Here is a 14,308-nt window from a genome sequence, read left to right as displayed (position 1 = left end):
CCGTTTAAAAATAGTAGCCGAGACTGACAATAGCAGAAAGATCACTTGCACTCTCACTAAGACCATGTGAAACTCTTAGGTTTGCAAACCAGTTTCTATCCAAAGCCTGGTTCAGCATTAATGTCACATTTTCAACATCTTCAATAGTCTCATAAATAGATCTTTCTTTACTATATGCAAGATTAATATAAGTAGTGTCAAGCAGATAGTACCCCATACTTATTGCTTTTGTATCTATATCCTGCGTCAGATCATCATGCATGAATGTATATTTGTAATAGAGGTTTATATCATATTTATCTATTTTATAGTTCATGTTTATATTGAAAAAATAATCTGTTTTGTTATTACTGTCAGAAGCTATAGGCAATACCATACCTGGTCCGACTTTCACTGTAAAGTCATCTATCTTTAGCTTGTAGTTGGTATACAGATAAAGATCATTGCCCGCATAAGTATTATTCTGTGAATAGGACTGCGTAAAAAGCGTAACTATAAAATTTTTATAATAATAGTCGGCCATAAAAGAGACCAGGGTATCACTTGTACCGTTCCCGGTCTCTACATAGCCGCCGCCAAGTATGATATCAAAATGGTACTCCTCTTTAACAGGAATTTTTTGTATGCTGCAGCCTCTTTTGTCTACCAGCTCAAAAAAAGGTGTGTTTGGACACTGGTCCATATCATTATCTACCCCATCCATATCATTATCTATTGATGCCGCCAACATATTTACTATAAGCAAAGAGAATAAAATGAAGAATCTCATGGGGACTACTCTCCCCCTTTAGGTACCTGAAGGTTGGGTACTGGCATTATTGCGGGAGGTGTTTGAGGAAGACTCTGTATAGGACTGGTCATTGTAGGTAGAGTCACTTGTGGTATCTGTATTGTATTTTCTGAACCGGACATCACTTCCCTCAGCTGGGAGATCGCTTTGGCTCTTTGTGCACGGTTAAGTTTGGCAATTTGCATCTTTATTTTATTCATAATAATATATTTTTCAGACTTATTGGCATTTTTGAGTTGCTTGATCTGTGCAGCAATATCGATATTATCTACAGAAGCTGCCATACTTACGCACAATGATAGCAAAAGAATCGTTTTAATAATATTCATTTCATCCTTCTCTCTAATAAATTGCATTATATCATATTATAGTTAAACACTATTACTTGTCTATTACCTCGGAAAGGTCCAGTATAACTTTTGTACCTTTTCTCTCTTTACTTTCTATTTTGATCCCTATAGAGAGCTCATCACATAACTTTTTAACAATGTGCATGCCTATACCTATACCTCTATCCTGCTCTTTATAAAATCTTTGAAATATTTTTGAAGGATATTTGATACCTATTCCGCTATCTTCTATCACCAGTCTCTCTTCCTCCAAAAAAATACAGACTGTTCCGTTTGCAACATTATATTTTCCTGCATTACTTAAGATATTGTCAATGATCCTCGTAAAAGCATCTTTACTGGTATGTAAAGAGACATTCTCCATCTCTATGGTATATACGATATCCGGATAAAGTTCATTGAAATAAAGGATCCTCTTTTGCAATAGATCTACCAAATCAAACCGTTCTTTTTGCGTATCTATCCCTTTTAAAAAAGTTTGTAGGTTTTTTTGTAGTGTCAGTATGGTTTCAACATTGTTTTCAAGCCTACTGATCTTTTTGTTTCCGCCTATCTCTTTTTTTAAAAGTTTAAAATTGATTATCATTGATGAGATAGGCGTATTAAAATCATGCAGAATATCCTTAACAAACTCTTCATTCAGGTTTAGTGCTTTTCTAAGCGGTTTAAGTGCATAGAAAGAGAAGAGCAAGGCAATCACTATAATGAAAATAGAAAAAATGAGCATATCCATAATCAAGCTTCGTTTCACTAGATATATCTTTTCTTCATAGCTTTTCGAGGGGAGAATTACTTTCATTAAAAAATCATCTGCTGTAGGGACTGAAAAATAACTGTAAATACCATGCTCTTTATACAATGTATTTGTTTCTATTTTTTTTGAAGATGGAACAAAGTCCAAATCAAAACCATCACATTTCATCGTATAACTGCAAAGCTTCATCTGGGTCAGCAACTTCTCATCCAGCGTTCTTTTTTCACTATTGAACTGTTGCAGAAAAATAATAGCGATCAAGATCTCCAAAAGTACAAAGAAGGGAAAAAAGTTCTTGAGCAGAGACTCTCGTTCATGTTTTTTCAATCATATACCCCTGCCCTCTGATATTTTTTATCTCTATTCCCAGTTTATTTTTAAGCTTTGCAAGATTGACTCTCAGTGCATTTGTATTAGGCTGCTCAAGAAACTCCATCAACTCATTACTGTCCACAATCTTGTTCTGCCGTGTTATCAGGGTATGAAACAGCTTTAACTGTATTTCTCCAAGCCCAACTGTCTTACCATCTTTTTGCACAAGTCTGCTGTTTGGATCATAGGTTAGATTCCCATAAACAATCTTTTGATCTTTATTGAGATAGTATCTTTTGATCCGTATTACAAGTTCTTCCGGATCAAAAGGCTTTTTAATATAATCTTCCGCTCCCAAATTGAAACCTTTGGATATTGAACTTGTATCGGTCAGAGCAGTGATGTAAATAGCCGGTGTGTCATCTCCGGATTCTTTTAATTCTTTCAAAATATCAAACCCATTGACGTCAGGAACATTTATATCTAAAATATAAAGGTCATACTTATGTTCGAATGTAAGATCAAATACTTCTTCCCCACGATGTGCTCTGTCTACACTATGCCCCTCAAGTTCCAAATACTCCATAAGACTTTCACAGAGAATATGGTCATCTTCAAGTAGTAAAATCTTCACTTTTTCTCCTTTGACGCCACCACATAAATGCAAACATCAAACCCGGTGTTTTGGCAATACTTTCATCAAAAATAAAATCATCCATCCGCTCTACCGGAAGTTCTACCACTTCAATCTCTTCCCCCTCAACACCTCCTCCCTCTGACACCTTCATTTTCTCATCTACTTCCGCATAGTAAAGTGTCTGTTTGCTTCCGGCAAATCCTACAGAAGTATAAAAGAGAGTCACACGCTCAATAGCATCCAGAGGCACACTGTATCCGCACTCCTCTTCAATCTCTTCAACCGCTATTTGAACCAGAGGGAGATCCTTGTCCACAATACCGGCACAAAGCTCGACCGTCTCTCCGTTTTGGTTGTTCAGATAGACTGCCGGCCGGAACTGTTTTACCAAAATAAACACATTTTTTTCTGTATGGTACAGTAAGATCGCTACACTGTCGTGTGCTTTGACGATCTCCCAGGTTTTGGTTGTTCCCTCCTGTTCGTATCTGGCCAATGATGTCTGGACAAAACTTGGATCAGTCAGCGGTTCAAGTTTAAAGTCTGTGATCTTACTCTTCATCTTCAAGTATCTCCTCATCCTGCAGTTTTCCTTTGAAACGTTCTTCACCCCAAATATAGGATGGTATCTCGTTCAACAGGTAAGCCTCAAGCTTTTTCCTGTTCTCTTCAGCTCCGGGGATCTCCACTTTTTTATACTTGGTGGTTTTCACATCTTCATATTTAGTTACTTTTTTCAGGGTCGATCCACCAATTGATTTCTTACGTAATACTTTCATCGGGTTGATCCATCGGCCGTTCTTCATAAGGCCAAAATGCAGATGGGGACCGGTACTTCTTCCTGTATTGCCTACATAACCGATGATCTGTCCTTTTTTAACATACTGTCCGCGTTTAACCCTGAGGCGGCTTTGATGCGCATACAGTGAGACATAACCGCCGGAATGCTTGATCTTGACTACTTTCCCGTAACCTCCCATCCATCCGGCAAAAGTCACTTTCCCTTTATTGACTGCCAATATCGGTGTACCTCGCCTTGCACCAAAGTCAGTTCCATGATGCGGTCTGTACCGTTTCAGAATCGGATGCCACCTTCTATAGGCAAAACTTGAAGTGATCCTTGCGTGACGCAGAGGCATGCCGAAGCGGCTTCCCTTTCCCGCTTTTACCCGTCTGGTATAGACCACTTTTCTCTTCCCGGTTACCGTATAGGCAACTTTCTCTCCTACCTCTTTGTAACCGTACCCCTCCTCATCCACATAGATAAACTGCTCTTTCCTGCCCATATCTACTTTGGCCATCTTTATCTTCGGCATGGCATACAACTCACCGAGACGGGTTTTCTGTGTATAGATAAAAGCTACTTCATCGCCTTTATGAAGTTTTCTGGTATCGATCACACCGTCAAGTGCCATGGCAAGACGTTTCGCAACCTTTGGATAGTTGGTAGCCTTCAGTGTATCACTGTAAGGATTTGAAGTGATCTCTATCCTGGCAAAATACTCCTGATTACGATAAACAACAGGGATAATATCAAAACCATAACTCTCGTCATGCTTTTTGAAAAGATGTATCTGCATCTCTTCACTGATAGGGATAAGTGCCTGTTCCAGGGCACCGTTCTCATTTATAAGTTCATAATATTTATAGTCGGTACGTATTTCAAGAAGGAATTTCTTATCCTCTTCCGAAATTGACTGGAGCAGTCCTTTGGAGATATTCCGATCATCCAGATAGTCTGAAAATGTCTTGCCTTTCTCCCATTCATGATAGTTCACTTTCATACCGAATGTCAATGTGATAAACAGCAGACTTAAAATGAAGATTCTCATACGTATTGTACCAACTCCCCCGATTAAATAGCCATAATTATAGCCGAATTAGATTAATACGATTACGACAAAAGAGCCTCTCATTGGATTTTTAATCTTTTGGCTGTATAATCAGTGATTACTAAACCATTAAAGGATCGCTATGCGTAAAATCGCACTCTTCGTACTTTCAGCACTACCGCTTTTTGCAGGTTTTTTTCCTCCTACAGTACACACTTCCGTTTCAACCTCAAACGGTACGGATATCAAACTCAGCAAACCTTTCCCTGTCAACGGGATGAGCGGGGTCGTCATACACAATTACGGTAACGACCTGGAAGCCATTACCGGGTATATTGTTCAAGTCTCTTCCGACGGGAACGGCAAACTCGTCGCAAAGGAGATCATCCATCATGAAGAGCTGCCGACCATCAAAACGCAGATTTTCAGTGGAGACAAAGTGATCGGAGGATATCTTTATGACAATGTGCTGCTTTTGGCACCCGATGCCGACACCTATGCAAGGGTCACAAAAGAGACACATAAAAAATGGATCCATCCAGATCTTTTTGCACTTTTCCTTTCACAGGAGGGAGATGCTTTCCCGACAAAGGAAAACCTTGCAAAATTTGCAAAAGAGTACCAGGCGGGGCTTATCTATATCATCAAACGTGACAGTGCAGTCCTGTTCGATCCTATCTCCGGACAAACTGTTTCCCGGAAAAATATCAATAATACACCCCAAAAAGCACAGTTTCCGTTCTTTATGCGCTTTGACGAGATTAAAACCGGCTGGTTCTCAAAAAGCGGTCAGGGGAACTACTATCAAGTAATGGAGCAGTTCTGATGATAGATCCAAAACATATTAAAGCACTGAAAGACCTTGTGGGTGACGAAAATGTTTACAGTGACAAAGCGCATATGATCGCATACTCCTACGATGCAACACGTACCCGGTTTGAACCTGATGCCGTAGTTTTCCCTCGCAATGAAGAGGACGTCAGCCGCATACTTGTCTACTGTAACCACCATGGTATCGTTATCACACCAAGGGGTGCAGGAAGCGGTTTTACCGGCGGAGCACTCCCTACCAATGGCGGGATCACACTTGCCATGGAAAAACATATGAACAAGATCCTTGAGATCGATATGGAAAACATGGTTGCTGTTGTACAGCCTGGTGTCATCAATATGGATCTTCAGCGCGCTGTTGAAGAGGTAGGCCTTTTCTATCCGCCTGATCCTGCAAGTGAAGAGTACTCCACTATCGGAGGAAATGTCAGTGAAAATGCCGGAGGGATGCGCGCTGCCAAATACGGTATCACAAAAGACTATGTTATGGCACTGCGTGCCGTCCGTGCAAACGGTGATATCATACGGGCAGGGAAACGTACTATCAAAGATGTTGCAGGCTATAACATTGCGGGTATCCTCATCGCTTCAGAGGGTACGTTGGCAGTTATTACCGAAATCACAGTCAAACTGCTTCCAAAGCCAAAATTCAGAAAAGCCTATATGGGTGTCTTCCCCTCTGTTGAAAATGCCATGAATGCTGTCTTCAAATCACTTGCGGGGGGGGCAAACCCTGTTGCTATGGAATTCATGGACTCTCTTGTCGTTCAGGCACTCAAAGAGAAACTGGGGGTGGAGCTTCCTGAAGATGCCGGAGCACTGCTTATCGGTGATGTCGATGGAAATGTTTCCGAAGAGGTGGATTTTCAGCTTGACATACTTGAGAAGTCCTTTAACGAGAACGGTGCACAGAACTTTGTTGTGGCACATACAGATGAGGAGAGAGAGAAACTCTGGTATGCCCGACGGAACGCTTCTCCCTCCATTACGATCTTTGGAAGCAAAAAACTCAACGAAGATATCTCTGTACCAAGAAGTATGCTGCCTGAAGCCCTGGGACGCATCTATGAAATTGGGAACAAATACGGTTTCAAAGTCCCCTGTTTCGGTCATGCAGGAGACGGGAACATCCATGTCAATGTCATGGTGGACGGATCAGATGAAAAACAGCTTGAAGAGGGTCATAAGGCCATTGAAGAGATCTTTGAACTGGTGGTTGAAATGGGCGGTACACTCAGTGGAGAACACGGTATCGGTACCAGCAAAGCACCATTTATGCACATTGCATTCAACGATGCCGAACTGCAGCTCTTTAAAGACATCAAAAACGCCTTCGATCCGAACGGCATCCTCAATCCGGGGAAGATGGGGCTTTAGGAAGCAGGAATGGTAACAGGAAACTGCATTATGCCAACATTGATGCAACAAAAACTTTGTAAAAAAAGCATACCAAAGCTAAGTTCTCTTCATACTTTACGCTTCACTCAAAACAGTGAAGCTTTTTATCTATGAAGCGTACACTCCTGAAACAGTATTACATCTTTCTGCGGGACTTCTTCAGGGACCTGCTTGATGACCGACTGGGATATTATGCTTCCAGTCTGAGCTGGAATACCATATTCTCTATTATTCCTCTACTGGTCATCGTACTTTATATCTTCACTACCCTTCCCCTTTTTGATGAGATCTATGACAAGGTCCAACAACTCATCTTTGAAAATCTTATGCCGACACAATCCAGAGAGATTATGGAACATCTCAATACCTTTATCTCCAATTCCGCTAAACTGGGAATGGTCGGGGTCTTTTACATCACATTCGCTGTGGTCATGTTCTTTAAAAGTTATGATTATATTGTCAATGATATCTTTGAGCTGCCAAGCCGAGGCATACTCAAAACTATCAAAACCTATCTGCTCCTGATCATTCTTATTCCGATAATGACAGGAACATCTTTCTACCTTACCAGCCTTATTCAGGGCTACCTTGACAGAACAAGCATTACCAGCATGATACATATCTACTATTTTCTTCCCTATCTTATCATCTGGATCGCTTTTTACATTGCCTACCAACTCTCTGCCAATACACACATCAAAAAGCATGCAGCCCTGACAAGTTCATTTATTGCCTCGCTTGTCTGGTATATCTCAAAAAGTCTTTTTGTTTTCTATGTCATTCACAACAAGACCTATACTTCCGTTTACGGAAGTATCAGTACGCTTCTCTTCTTCTTTCTATGGATCTATATCTCCTGGGCGATCTTCCTCCACGGATTGCGTTTCTGCTATCTTCTGAACAAAGGTATAAAGATCGAAAAGATTTGATCAGCTGTTTTCAGAAATCTGCTTTTCCTACATTGTCATCGGTCTGTACAGAGGCTCTGCGAACAAGTATATGCTATAAACGACTGATAATCCGAAAAGAATATAAAAGAGTTTTTTGTAAAATACAGCGGCAACGGAGAGTACCATATAAATACCCAGCATCCACACAGAAAGTATATGCTCGACAGAACTGTGCGGCAAAGAAAAAAGCCATTGTAATCCTCTGTCAAATATATCTCCCATACCGACTAGATGCAGCAGCATAACCAAAGGATAAAAAGGGACAAAGAGCAGTGACAGCAAAGGTGACAGCAGCTGATAGGTACTGGTTACCGGGAAAACAGCATGTACAACCGGCAGCATTAACAAGAAGATCCCTACAGGGATCACCAGCAGTGTAAGCACCCACTTATTCCACTGCTTTGTATAATGTAAAAGCAGGAAAATATAGAAAACACCTGCAACAGAGAACCAAAAGCCCCATGATACAAGCAAAGAAGGGAAAAATACCAAAAGTAATGCAATAACAGTTGCCAAAAAAGTAAAGCTTAGTAGTTCTATTCCCATCAGCAGCATACTCCACCCTGTAAGCAGCATCGCATAAGAACGTACCAAAGAGGGAGGCGCATCCACAAACCAGACATATAACCCAAGGATCAGAACTGTAAGCAATCCCATATCTATCAAAGAAAAGCGGTAGGGAAAATAGCGCTGTTGCAAAGGCCTGTACAGAAACAATAAAAGACCGTAGACCAGTCCCCATAAAATACCCAGATGAAATCCGCTTAGAGCCACAAGATGGCTGACCCCAAGTATACTGATCTTTTCTCTGAGCTCTTTAGGTACAGAAGCGGCAAAGAAGATTGCATTATAAAAAGCCTGCAACATAGGATCTTCATGCTGAGAAGCCACTTTTTCATAGAGTGTTTGTTTCAGTGTATTGGGGGAGTCTGCTATCTCCTTGATACGGCTTTTAACATAAAAAGTACCCAGAAAACCCCAAAAAGAGATACTTTGATTTGGAAACAACTGAAGTCGCAAATATCGTCCGGAGAGCTCCTGCAGTTTATGAGTGGTTGTATAAAAAACCATTCCCCCGTCACCCCGAAGCTTCAGAACCTGATAAGAGTGACGTCCTTTGTGTTTTGTATAGGCAGAAAGAACATTGGCATGGAGATAGTAGAAAGGTTTGGAAACAAAATCCTGGTACACTCTGTACTCAAACCAAAGGCGGGATAGAAGCAACAGAAAGAGGAAACCTATGAAGAGAAAAAAACTTTTTCGGGTTTCAAAAAGTTTCGGTCTCTCCAAAGACATGATCTTCTGCTTTGTATTTAATGGGACTATATCGTAGGCAACTCGATATTCCCGGTGTTGGCAGGGATATCTCCCTCCTCATAGACCACTTCAAATGCCGGTGAGTGTACCGCATCGACAAAACGGGTGAACTTCTTTTGGAAGATCAGATCGACTGTACCCGTCGGTCCGTTACGCTGCTTTCCGATAATAATCTCTGCATCCTCTTCAGGCTTTCTTCTAAAGTCAGACTCATAAGGCTTCCCTTCTGCTTTGGCTTTCATCTCCTTCTCTTTCTCTTTGGCTTCACGGTAAACATCGTCACGGTAGACAAAAAGAATGATATCAGCATCCTGCTCAATAGCTCCGGATTCTCTCAAATCAGAGAGCATCGGACGTTTATTCTCGCGTGCTTCAAGTGAACGGTTCAGCTGAGAGAGTGCTACAATAGGTATCTGAAGCTCCCTGGCCAGCTGTTTGAGTCCCCTTGAGATCTCCGAAACCTCCTGCTGACGCCCTTCACGCCCCTCACCGCTCATCAGCTGCAGATAGTCAATAATCGCGATAGAGATTTCAGGGTGCTGTGTTTTAAGCTTTCGCAGCTTGCTTCTGACATGGTGAATGGTCGCATATCCACCGTCATCTACAAAAAGTTTCTTCCGGGACAACTCATCAGTTGCAGCAGAGAGCTGCTGCCACTGCTCATCACGCAGATCACCCACTCTCAGCTGCTGCAGGGGTATGGAGGTTTTTGCAGAGAGCAGACGCAGCATCAATTGTTCAGCAGGCATCTCCAGTGAAAAAAAGGCTACCCCTTCATTCCGCTCGATCGCTTTAAGTGCCATATTGAGTACAAATGCCGTTTTACCCATCGCCGGCCTTGCCGCGATGATGACCAGGTCTCCTTTTCCAAATCCTGACGTTTTTTCATTAAGATTCTTGAACCCTGTATCAACCCCGATAAGCTTGGAGTTCCCAAGTGCCTTTAAACGGTTGATCTCATCCATCATCGACATGGTGATCTCTTTAGATTCCCTGAAATCCTCATTGGTATTGTTCTGTGTGATCTCATAGAGCTTTTTCTCTACCAGGTTCATTACCTCTTCGGCAGGAAGATCATCTTCGATGGTCACTTTTTTGATCTCTGTAGCCAATGTTGCCAGGGCACGCTTGCTTGATTTGGCTTTAATCTCTGCCAAATAGGCCGCAGTATTGGAGATGGGATTGGCAGAGAGCAGGTCCAGCATCGCTACTTCATCAAATTTTCCCATCCCCTGAAGTTTGGATTTGAGGAACTCTTCATCAATGGGTTTCTCTTCACGACTCAACTCTTCCATTGCGAGAAAAACATGCTGATGAAATGGCAGATAAAAATCCTGAGGGGTCAGTTTTGAAGCGATCTCCTCATAGATCTCAGGGTCAAAGATGATCGCAGAGAGGACTGCACGTTCGATGTTGAGATTGTACATGTTTTCCATGTTAAAACTCCTTTGGAGTTTTAAGTGAATAGTGAATAGTAAATAGTAAATAGTGTTGGTTTGCATTGCTTTGCAATGCTTTTATCTTATTAGAATTCATCATTACTATCCTTCATTAAATAAAAACTTTTCAAAAGGAAAGCATACCACAACTCTTCACTCTTCACTCTGAATTTTGCTTGGCAAAATTCTCTACTTCCTTCACAAACCTCTCCACCAACTCACCTTCGGGCAGTTTGGCAACCACTTCCCCTTTGACCATAATAAGCCCGGAACCTTTACCGTATGCGATCGCCACATCGGCATGCTTGGCTTCACCGATAGCATTGACCACACACCCCATTACACTGACATCCATAGGGGTCGTAATGTGTGCCGTACGTCTCTCTACCTCTGCCACGGCAGAAACAAGGTCTGCTTCAATACGTCCGCAGGTAGGACAGGAGATAATATTAAGCCCCTCCTGTACACGTCCCGAGTCTTTTAGAATGGCCTTCCCGACTTTGATCTCCTCTTCCAGTTCACCAGTAATGGAAACCCGCAGGGTATCCCCTATACCGTCAAGCAGCAGTGCACCAAGTCCGATCGCTGATTTGACTGTTGCATGGAAGATCGTTCCTGCTTCTGTAACCCCCAGATGGAAAGGATAATCATTCTTGGGACGCAGCATCCGGTAGGCTTCTACCGTCCGGTCTACATCAGAGGCTTTAAGTGAGACTTTAATGTCTGTAAAGCCCAAGTCTTCAAGAAACTTGATATTATACTCCGCAGAAGCGACCATCCCTTCAGCTGTAGCTCCGTATCTCTGATCAAACTCTTTTTCAAGGCTCCCTGCATTGACACCGACACGTATAGGCAGGTTGCGTTCCTGGCATGCTTTGACGATCTCTTTGATCCGCCCTTTCTCTCCGATGTTCCCCGGATTGAAACGGATACAGTCCACCCACTTTGCCGCTTCCAGTGCCAGCTTGTAATTGAAGTGGATATCGGCAATGAGCGGCAGTGATATCTGCTCTTTGATCGCTTTTAGTGCCAATGCATCCTCCATCTCCGGTACGGCTACACGTACCATATCCGCCCCGGCAAAATGCAGCCTGTTGATCTGCTCTACTGTTGCTGCCACATCACGTGTATCGCTATAGGTCATCGACTGCACCGAAATAGGTGCATCACCGCCTACGGCTACATTGCCGACGTAAATCTTCTTAGTGGAGAAACGCGCTTTCATCGCGATAACCCATTTAGTGAATAGTGAATAGTGAATAGTGAATAGTTTCGGATTGCACACTTCGTGTGCTTTCTATTTAAATTCATGTTGTTCTCTCTTTTGTTGTATTAATACTGCTTGTCAACATCTTAATAAGTGCTTCTATATCGGGCAAAATACTTTCAAACATTTGCAACGTAAGAAATTCTGTATCATGAAGCAGACGTATCCAATACTTGCTTTCGTTTGCTTCTTTTAGTGCGATTTGAAGCTTATTGATAAAATCCGCTTTTGATTGAGCATATTGCGCTTCTGCAATCAATGCGCCAATAGCTGTACCCGAGCGCAATAGCTGTTTGCTCAAAGTGTATTCTTTTTTCTCATTGTTCAGATATATAGACAATTTAACCACTCTGATTGCAAAACCATAGCTTTTATCTACCAAAACACTCAAAAAACACCTCATAATTAAAAAAGCTTTTCTGAAAGAAAAGCATACCATAACTATTCACTATTCACTATTAATTCTTCACTTCATGCAACGCATGACTGGCATACCACAACTCTTCACTCTTCACTCTTAGTTCTTCACTCAAAAAGCAACTACTCACTATTCACTTTGAATTTTCTATGAAAATTCAACCGGATCCATATCGATCTCAATCTCTCTGCAGTCTACACTGTGCAATGCTTTTAATAACGGTACTCTGTTTTTGGCTTTGAGCAATATCTGAAATCTGAACTTGTCAGCGATCCGCTCTACCGGAGCTTTCCCGTGTCCTACAATCTCTATCTCTTCAAATACTTTGAGCTTTGTGACGGTATCAAGTGTGATCTTGCCTGCTTTGGCTTCATCTTTATGGGCAATGAGTATGCGTGCCAGAGAAACGAAAGGAGGGTATTGTGCCATTTCCAGAAAGGCTAATTCATCTTTGATGAACACTTCATAGTCATGCAGGTAGGTCCTGAAAAAATCCGGATCATTTGTCTGTACCAGTACTTCTGCTTCTTTGGCACGTCCGCTTCGCCCGGCTATCTGCAACAAAAGACTCATAGCACGTTCTCTGGCACGGTAATCAGCCAACCCTAGAATGTGATCAAGTCCCATAATGACAGAGAGCGTAATATTGGCATAGTCATGCCCCTTGGAAAGCATCTGTGTTCCTAAAATCAGATGACTTGCACCACTTTCAAAACGCTTCAGTGCATCTTTAAGCTTTTTGGATGTCGTAATACTGTCACGATCGAATTGTTCAACCTTAATACCTGCTATGGCTGAAGTAATGACCTCTATAGCTTCCTGTGTTCCCATACGCTCGCTCTTTAGCGGTGTATGCCCGCAATGCTGACAAGTATCCTGTATTGGCTCTGTATAGTTGCAGTAGTGGCATTTCAGGTGTCTGTATTTCCGGTGCAGTGCCATTCCTACCGAACAGAAAGGACACAGATGCGTCTTCCCGCACCGCTCACAATACAGATACTTGAAGTTCCCCCGTGTAGGCAGGAAAAGCAGTGACTGATGCCCTGAGCTGAAGTTTCTCTCCAGTGCATTCAGAATAGGCTGGCTGATGCTGTCACCGGCAATGAAGCGGTACTGCTTCTTTGTCTCTATAAACGGTTTTTCCAATTTCACAACATCATATTTGGCATAGGAGGTCATACTGGGTGTTGCCGATGCCAACACTACTTTGGCACCAAGTTTCTGTCCCATCAGTACAGCCACATCACGCGCATGGTAACGCGGACGGGTCTGTGCTTTGTAACTGTCATCATGCTCTTCATCTACAATGATCAGCCCAAGGTCTGGCAGTGGTGTAAAGAGTGCAGAACGCGCTCCTGCCACTATGCGCACTCTCCCGTCCTCTATAGCTTCCAGGATCTGCTCTTTTTTCTTTCTTGTTATCCTGGAGTGCCACATTGCCACTGCATCCCCAAAATAGACCTTCAGGCGTTTCTCCATTTGGGGGGTCAGAGAGATCTCCGGCATCAGAAAAATAGAGGTTTTGCCCTCTTCAAGCATCTTAGCCATCAACGCGATAAAAATTTCGGTCTTTCCTGCACCGGTAACACCAAAAAGCAGGGCTTTCTCTTTTTGCAACAGTTGTGTGTAAGCGTTTTGCTGAATGGTAGTCAATGTAGGGGCAATCCCTTGTGGTTGCCCTCCATCTGCACAGCCTCTTCTCTTAGGGTACCCACAAGGGGCACCCCTACGGTACGGGATAAACAATGAGATCGCCTCAGAAAAAGAAGAGAAATAGTATTCTGAGATGAACTTCGCCATCTCCATCTGTTTGGCACTGTATCTTTTGTCTGTAACAGTACTTATCTCTGCTGTTTTGAAGTCCGGTTTTTGTACTTCAGCAACAATAACAGCCTCTTTTAGACTGTTTTTTAAAGGTACGGAAACAACAGAACCTGCATAGAGTACACCATCTGCATGATAAGTCAGACACGGCGCACTTGACCGTAACAGAAAAACTTCGTAGTAATGCAC

The 14,308-nt window shown here is 42.3% G+C and carries 14 protein-coding genes; 3 read left to right on the top strand and 11 right to left on the bottom strand.

What is annotated here, in order from left to right; genetic code table 11:
- Positions 1 to 4: 4 nt before the first annotated feature.
- Genes IMZ28_RS01730 through IMZ28_RS01705 form a run of 6 tightly spaced genes read right to left on the bottom strand, consistent with a single transcriptional unit; the run spans position 5 to position 4,675 of the window.
- Entirely contained in the window at positions 5 to 769 is a 765-nt protein-coding gene (locus IMZ28_RS01730) for a hypothetical protein (protein ID WP_197548924.1), read from the bottom strand.
- 5 nt (positions 770 to 774) lie between these two features.
- A complete protein-coding gene (locus tag IMZ28_RS01725) occupies positions 775 to 1,119 on the bottom strand; it encodes a hypothetical protein (RefSeq protein WP_197548923.1) in 345 nt (114 codons plus the stop codon).
- A 52-nt stretch (positions 1,120 to 1,171) separates the two neighbouring features.
- Positions 1,172 to 2,221: a sensor histidine kinase gene (locus tag IMZ28_RS01720; RefSeq protein WP_197548922.1), complete on the bottom strand. Its 1,050-nt coding sequence runs from the start codon at positions 2,219 to 2,221 to the stop codon at positions 1,172 to 1,174.
- Positions 2,208 to 2,840 carry a response regulator transcription factor gene (locus IMZ28_RS01715; RefSeq protein ID WP_197548921.1) on the bottom strand — a complete coding sequence of 211 codons (633 nt, stop codon included), beginning with the start codon at positions 2,838 to 2,840 and terminating at the stop codon, positions 2,208 to 2,210. Before IMZ28_RS01715 ends, IMZ28_RS01720 begins: the two co-directional genes overlap by 14 nt.
- A complete protein-coding gene (locus IMZ28_RS01710) occupies positions 2,821 to 3,405 on the bottom strand; it encodes an NUDIX domain-containing protein (RefSeq protein ID WP_197548920.1) in 585 nt (194 codons plus the stop codon). The genes IMZ28_RS01715 and IMZ28_RS01710 overlap by 20 nt, the downstream gene beginning before the upstream one ends.
- Positions 3,395 to 4,675: a peptidoglycan DD-metalloendopeptidase family protein gene (locus IMZ28_RS01705; RefSeq protein ID WP_197548919.1), complete on the bottom strand. Its 1,281-nt coding sequence runs from the start codon at positions 4,673 to 4,675 to the stop codon at positions 3,395 to 3,397. The genes IMZ28_RS01710 and IMZ28_RS01705 overlap by 11 nt, the downstream gene beginning before the upstream one ends.
- 142 nt (positions 4,676 to 4,817) lie before the next feature.
- Here IMZ28_RS01705 and IMZ28_RS01700 point away from each other — a divergent pair, with 142 nt between their 5' ends.
- The 3 genes from IMZ28_RS01700 (at position 4,818) to IMZ28_RS01690 (ending at position 7,833) form a co-directional block, all read left to right on the top strand.
- Positions 4,818 to 5,501 (top strand): plasminogen-binding N-terminal domain-containing protein, encoded by a 684-nt coding sequence (locus tag IMZ28_RS01700; protein WP_197548918.1) that lies wholly within the window; start codon positions 4,818 to 4,820, stop codon positions 5,499 to 5,501.
- A complete protein-coding gene (locus IMZ28_RS01695; protein ID WP_197548917.1) occupies positions 5,501 to 6,883 on the top strand; it encodes an FAD-binding oxidoreductase in 1,383 nt (460 codons plus the stop codon). Before IMZ28_RS01700 ends, IMZ28_RS01695 begins: the two co-directional genes overlap by 1 nt.
- Before the next feature lie 131 nt (positions 6,884 to 7,014).
- Positions 7,015 to 7,833, top strand: a complete 819-nt coding sequence (locus IMZ28_RS01690) for a YihY/virulence factor BrkB family protein (RefSeq protein WP_197548916.1) — start codon at positions 7,015 to 7,017, stop codon at positions 7,831 to 7,833.
- Positions 7,834 to 7,860: 27 nt separating this feature from the next.
- On the opposite strand, the gene IMZ28_RS01685 is transcribed toward IMZ28_RS01690, so the two are convergent.
- From IMZ28_RS01685 to IMZ28_RS01665, 5 genes are all read right to left on the bottom strand, one after another.
- Positions 7,861 to 9,150, bottom strand: coding sequence for a ComEC/Rec2 family competence protein (locus IMZ28_RS01685; RefSeq protein ID WP_197548915.1), 1,290 nt, complete (start codon positions 9,148 to 9,150; stop codon positions 7,861 to 7,863).
- A 26-nt stretch (positions 9,151 to 9,176) separates the two neighbouring features.
- Entirely contained in the window at positions 9,177 to 10,607 is a 1,431-nt protein-coding gene (locus IMZ28_RS01680) for a replicative DNA helicase (protein ID WP_197548914.1), read from the bottom strand.
- 163 nt (positions 10,608 to 10,770) lie between these two features.
- A complete protein-coding gene (gene ispG / locus IMZ28_RS01675; RefSeq protein WP_197548913.1) occupies positions 10,771 to 11,835 on the bottom strand; it encodes a flavodoxin-dependent (E)-4-hydroxy-3-methylbut-2-enyl-diphosphate synthase in 1,065 nt (354 codons plus the stop codon).
- A gap of 82 nt (positions 11,836 to 11,917) precedes the next feature.
- Entirely contained in the window at positions 11,918 to 12,268 is a 351-nt protein-coding gene (locus IMZ28_RS01670; protein WP_232087496.1) for a four helix bundle protein, read from the bottom strand.
- A gap of 174 nt (positions 12,269 to 12,442) precedes the next feature.
- Positions 12,443 to 14,308, bottom strand: coding sequence for a primosomal protein N' (locus IMZ28_RS01665; RefSeq protein ID WP_197548911.1), 1,866 nt, complete (start codon positions 14,306 to 14,308; stop codon positions 12,443 to 12,445).

Source organism: Sulfurovum indicum (genome assembly GCF_014931715.1).
In the GTDB taxonomy this organism is placed as follows: Bacteria; Campylobacterota; Campylobacteria; order Campylobacterales; family Sulfurovaceae; genus Sulfurovum; species Sulfurovum indicum.
This window is presented reverse-complemented; position numbering and strand designations above follow the sequence as displayed.

Excerpts from the sequence above, each read along its gene's own strand:
- IMZ28_RS01690 (WP_197548916.1), top strand. The coding sequence starts at position 7,015 with ATGAAGCGTACACTCCTGAAACAGTATTACATCTTTCTGCGGGACTTC.
- IMZ28_RS01725 (WP_197548923.1), bottom strand. The coding sequence starts at position 1,119 with ATGAATATTATTAAAACGATTCTTTTGCTATCATTGTGCGTAAGTATG.
- IMZ28_RS01685 (WP_197548915.1), bottom strand. The coding sequence starts at position 9,150 with ATGTCTTTGGAGAGACCGAAACTTTTTGAAACCCGAAAAAGTTTTTTT.
- IMZ28_RS01710 (WP_197548920.1), bottom strand. The coding sequence starts at position 3,405 with ATGAAGAGTAAGATCACAGACTTTAAACTTGAACCGCTGACTGATCCA.
- IMZ28_RS01730 (WP_197548924.1), bottom strand. The coding sequence starts at position 769 with ATGAGATTCTTCATTTTATTCTCTTTGCTTATAGTAAATATGTTGGCG.
- IMZ28_RS01705 (WP_197548919.1), bottom strand. The coding sequence starts at position 4,675 with ATGAGAATCTTCATTTTAAGTCTGCTGTTTATCACATTGACATTCGGT.
- IMZ28_RS01680 (WP_197548914.1), bottom strand. The coding sequence starts at position 10,607 with ATGGAAAACATGTACAATCTCAACATCGAACGTGCAGTCCTCTCTGCG.
- IMZ28_RS01695 (WP_197548917.1), top strand. The coding sequence starts at position 5,501 with ATGATAGATCCAAAACATATTAAAGCACTGAAAGACCTTGTGGGTGAC.
- IMZ28_RS01700 (WP_197548918.1), top strand. The coding sequence starts at position 4,818 with ATGCGTAAAATCGCACTCTTCGTACTTTCAGCACTACCGCTTTTTGCA.
- ispG (WP_197548913.1), bottom strand. The coding sequence starts at position 11,835 with ATGAAAGCGCGTTTCTCCACTAAGAAGATTTACGTCGGCAATGTAGCC.